The sequence below is a fragment of the uncultured Campylobacter sp. genome (genome assembly GCF_937997595.1).
Classification (GTDB): Bacteria; Campylobacterota; Campylobacteria; order Campylobacterales; family Campylobacteraceae; genus Campylobacter_B.
Window position 1 is genome coordinate 1 of sequence record NZ_CALKTS010000361.1, and the last position, 3807, is coordinate 3807.

Below are 3807 nucleotides of genomic sequence, written 5' to 3' on the forward strand. Positions count from 1 at the left end.
TTTTCGCGGATGATATTTAGGCTGATCTCACCTTTTTTAATAAGCGAGCTGGCATTTAGCAAGGAGCGCGAAAGCTTAAGCGCCATAAGCTTGCCCTCCTCGTCCAAATAGGCGTTGCGCGAGCTAAGCGCCAAGCCGTCGCTCTCGCGCACGATTTCACAAGGAATGATATTTATAGGCATAAAAAAGCTCTTTACCATCTTCTGCACGATGAAAAGCTGCTGGGTGTCCTTTTTACCCATATAAACGTTGCTAGGACGAGTTAGATTAAAAAGCTTATTTAGCACCTTAAGTACGCCGTCGAAGTGCCCGGGGCGCGTTTTGCCTTCCAAAATTTCACTTATCGGCTTAGGTGCTATGATCGCTGGCTCCTCCGTGCCGTAAATTTCATCCGCGGTCGGGATAAAAAGCGCGTTCACATCGAGGCTTTCACAAATTTTAATATCGCCCGCTTCGTTTTTAGGGTAGCTATTTAGATCCTCACCGGGCAAAAACTGTGCCGGATTGAGGAATGCAGAGACGATTACGATGTCGTTTTCGTTTCGCGCTCTTTTTATGAGGCTTGCATGCCCCGCGTGCAAAGCCCCCATCGTAGGCACGAAGCCCACGCTGCCGCTTGCTGATGCTCTGAAGCTTTTTAGCTCCTCTACGCTTCTAATGATCTGCATTGTTCTCTCTTTTCAATATAAAATATTAAGGCTGGCAATTATATCAAAAAATATTAAAGGTATAAATTAAGCGCAAAAGGGTGGTCTATTTAGCGAGCGTTAATCAATAAGTACTAAAATCTACCACGAGCTTTAGCTCTAAAATAAACTTCAAAAGGAGCGAAAATGGCTACTCAAGAGACAAATTTGGAGTCTTTGAAAAAGGATATCGACTCTTTAAAAGCGGATTTTAAAGAGATTATGAAGTCCATCAAAAACATAGGTGCAGAGCGTGCGGAGTCTGCCAAAGATAAAATTCTAGATCAGCTAAATAGCAATGAGATCAAAAAGTATATAGATGATCTAAGGCTTAAAGGCAAAGACGGCATAGAAAGCGTAAATGACACGATAAAACAAGACCCGATAAAAAGCGTTGCTATCGCTGCGGGCGTCGGGTTTTTGCTCGCTTGGTTGCTGAAAAAATAATGGCCGGCATATCTGAATTTATAGTTTCGGTAGTAGAGCTCGTAGACGCTCAAGCTAGCGATATTAGGCGCTCTTTTTTAAAGAGCGCCAACTCGGTTTTACTAAACATAATTACGGGCGTAATTTGCATTATAGGCTTAGTTTTCTTTTTGCTAGGGCTGTACGCGCTTCTTGAAAAAACTATCGGAGAAATTTGGGCGTATTTTGCCTGCTCCATTGCGGCTTTTTTATGTTCCATTATCGTGTATAAGGTACTTTCGTGCAAAGCGAAATGACAAAAGAGAAGCTAAGACTAGTGGTGTCTATGCTTGAAGACAAAAAAGCCGATTGCAAAAAGTTGAAGCTAGAAGAAGCAAAGCTAAAACTGCTACTGAACGACCCTTTGCCCGATCTCTCGACGGAGCTTAAACTGATTAATCACGGAAATATTAAGCAGGTTTTGATATCCCTAATAGATAAATGCTTAATAATGCCCGCCTTAAATAAAATTTTATAAACAACCTTAATCCAAAATATGTTATAATCACGCCAAAAGCATAAAAAGGTCTTAAATTTTGGATAATTACGAATACACGGAACTTTTAAAAACCCTAAATACTAAAGTCGAAAATATTGCAGGCGTCGTAAAACCGGAGAATATTAAAGCGCGTCTAAAAGAGATCGAGGAGCTTGAAAATGATCAAAATCTCTGGCAGGACGTCGCAAAAGCAGGTGCCATCGGCAAGGAAAAAACTAAAATTTCAAATATCTTAAATAAATTTCTAAACGTTAAAAATGCCGTAGACGACGCAAAAGCTCTATATGAGCTGGCAAACTCGGAAAACGACGAAGAGACGATAAACTCGCTTTTTGCCGAGGCGGACGAGCTAGAGGACAAGATCATAAATTTAGAAATTTCTATGATGCTTAGCGGCGAAAACGACGATAAAAATGCTATCGTCAGCATTCATCCGGGCGCGGGCGGTACGGAGAGCAACGACTGGGCGAGTATGCTATACCGCATGTATCTGCGCTTTTGCGAGCGAGAGGGCTTTAAGATCGAGGTTTTGGACTTTCAAGAGGGCGAGGAAGCAGGTCTTAAGGATGTCAGCTTCATCGTGCGCGGCGAGAACGCCTACGGATATCTGAAAGCCGAAAACGGCATCCATCGCCTGGTGCGCGTAAGTCCATTCGATAGTGCGGGGCGCAGACATACGAGCTTTTCGAGCGTGATGGTAAGCCCGGAGCTAAATGATGATATCGAGATAAATATCGAAGAGAAGGATATTCGCGTCGATGTGTTTCGCGCAAGCGGCGCAGGCGGGCAACATATCAATAAAACCGAAAGCGCCGTGCGTATCACGCACATCCCAACGGGTATCGTAGTAAACTGCCAAAACGACAGAAGTCAGCACAAAAACAAAGAAACGGCGATGAAGGTGCTAAAGTCGCGCCTTTACGAGCTTGAGCTGATGAAACAGCGCGAAAAGGACGAAAACGTGCCTAAAAGCGAGATAGGCTGGGGGCATCAGATCCGCTCCTACGTACTTTTCCCGTATCAACAGGTTAAGGATAACCGCAGCGGCGAGGCGTATAGCCAAACCGATGCGATTTTAGACGGCGATATAAAAAGCATAATCGAAGGCGTTTTGATTTCACAAGCGAACAAATAAATTTTTTTGAAAGGATGAGAATGAGTGAAGATGGAATTTTGCTAGCGCTAGGATATAGCGTAAACGACGCGACGGTCGCGCAGCTGCGAGGAATTTTATCGAAGTGCGATTTTGAGGATAATGAGCTTGATCGCATCGTGGGGCTGAACGATAAGCTTAAAATTTACGGTGCGCACGTGGCGATGTCGAATTCAAACCCGTATTTTAAGATCAAAAACGACGCTACGAACGAGGAGCGCAAGATCGCTGTGGAGCAGATCATCAGCGCTTGGTCGGAAAAATTTAAGCTCAAGCTACAAAAAGTCGCGGGCAAAGAGACCTATTACGTTTTGGGTCGCCAAATTTCAAAAAATTAAGGAGCAAAATATGAAAAAAATTCTAGCTTTGATCGCCGCCGGGGTATTTTTAGCAGGCTGCGTTAGCAACGCACCAAAAAGCGCAGTCGATGCGCCAAAGAGCGGCAAATATTCTTTCGCCGACGTTCAAGACGGTATCCGTGCGATGAACCTACAAGGCGGCGTCGTGCAAAGCGATGCATGCAAAAACGGCAATGGCGCAATGTGCTTAAATTTCGCAGATTCTATGTATTCCAAGCGCGACTACGCTTCTGCCGCTAACGCCTACAACGCCGCGTGCACGCTCTCCCAAAACTTCCCTGCTTGCCAGAAGCTCGCAGCGATGTTTGAAAAAGGCGAGGGCGTGGAGCAGAATAAATTCAACGCCATTGATCTATACCGCATCTCGTGCTATTACGGCTACAAGGACGCGTGCGCAAATATGCGCCGCTTAGGATATAACGGCTAAGGCTTTGGGATTTAAATTTTAAAATTCTATTTTAGATTTACTCGCTACGAATTAGCTGCTTTCAAATTCCATTCCGCCGTATCGTGGGATGGAATTTGATGCGTGAAATTCTATTATCTAGCCGCAATAGCTAAAATTTTCCTTGCTTTTTCGATTTGTTCCATAACATACTCCTTTAAAATTTAAATTTCCTAAATTCTATCTTTTTGTTGAAAATC

Annotated in this window: 6 protein-coding genes; 5 read left to right on the forward strand and 1 reads right to left on the reverse strand. The window is 43.8% G+C overall.

Annotated elements, in window-relative coordinates:
* Positions 1-668, reverse strand: a 668-nt coding sequence (panC, locus tag Q0614_RS12310; protein WP_298789044.1) for a pantoate--beta-alanine ligase, incomplete at its 3' end; no start/stop codon positions are given.
* 165 nt (positions 669-833) lie between these two features.
* On the opposite strand from panC, the gene Q0614_RS12315 reads away from it, so the two are divergent.
* The 5 genes from Q0614_RS12315 (at position 834) to Q0614_RS12335 (ending at position 3589) form a co-directional block, all read left to right on the forward strand.
* A complete protein-coding gene (locus Q0614_RS12315; protein WP_297881913.1) occupies positions 834-1133 on the forward strand; it encodes a DUF883 domain-containing protein in 300 nt (99 codons plus the stop codon).
* A gap of 259 nt (positions 1134-1392) precedes the next feature.
* A complete protein-coding gene (locus Q0614_RS12320) occupies positions 1393-1629 on the forward strand; it encodes a hypothetical protein (RefSeq protein WP_297895620.1) in 237 nt (78 codons plus the stop codon).
* Positions 1630-1687: 58 nt separating this feature from the next.
* The gene (gene prfB / locus Q0614_RS12325; RefSeq protein ID WP_298789046.1) at positions 1688-2785 is read left to right on the forward strand and encodes a peptide chain release factor 2; all 1098 of its coding nucleotides are present in this window, start codon (positions 1688-1690) and stop codon (positions 2783-2785) included.
* 20 nt (positions 2786-2805) lie between these two features.
* A complete protein-coding gene (locus Q0614_RS12330; RefSeq protein WP_298789047.1) occupies positions 2806-3141 on the forward strand; it encodes a type II secretion system protein in 336 nt (111 codons plus the stop codon).
* 10 nt (positions 3142-3151) lie between these two features.
* Positions 3152-3589, forward strand: a complete 438-nt coding sequence (locus Q0614_RS12335) for a hypothetical protein (RefSeq protein ID WP_297881919.1) — start codon at positions 3152-3154, stop codon at positions 3587-3589.
* The last annotated feature ends 218 nt before the right edge of the window (positions 3590-3807 follow it).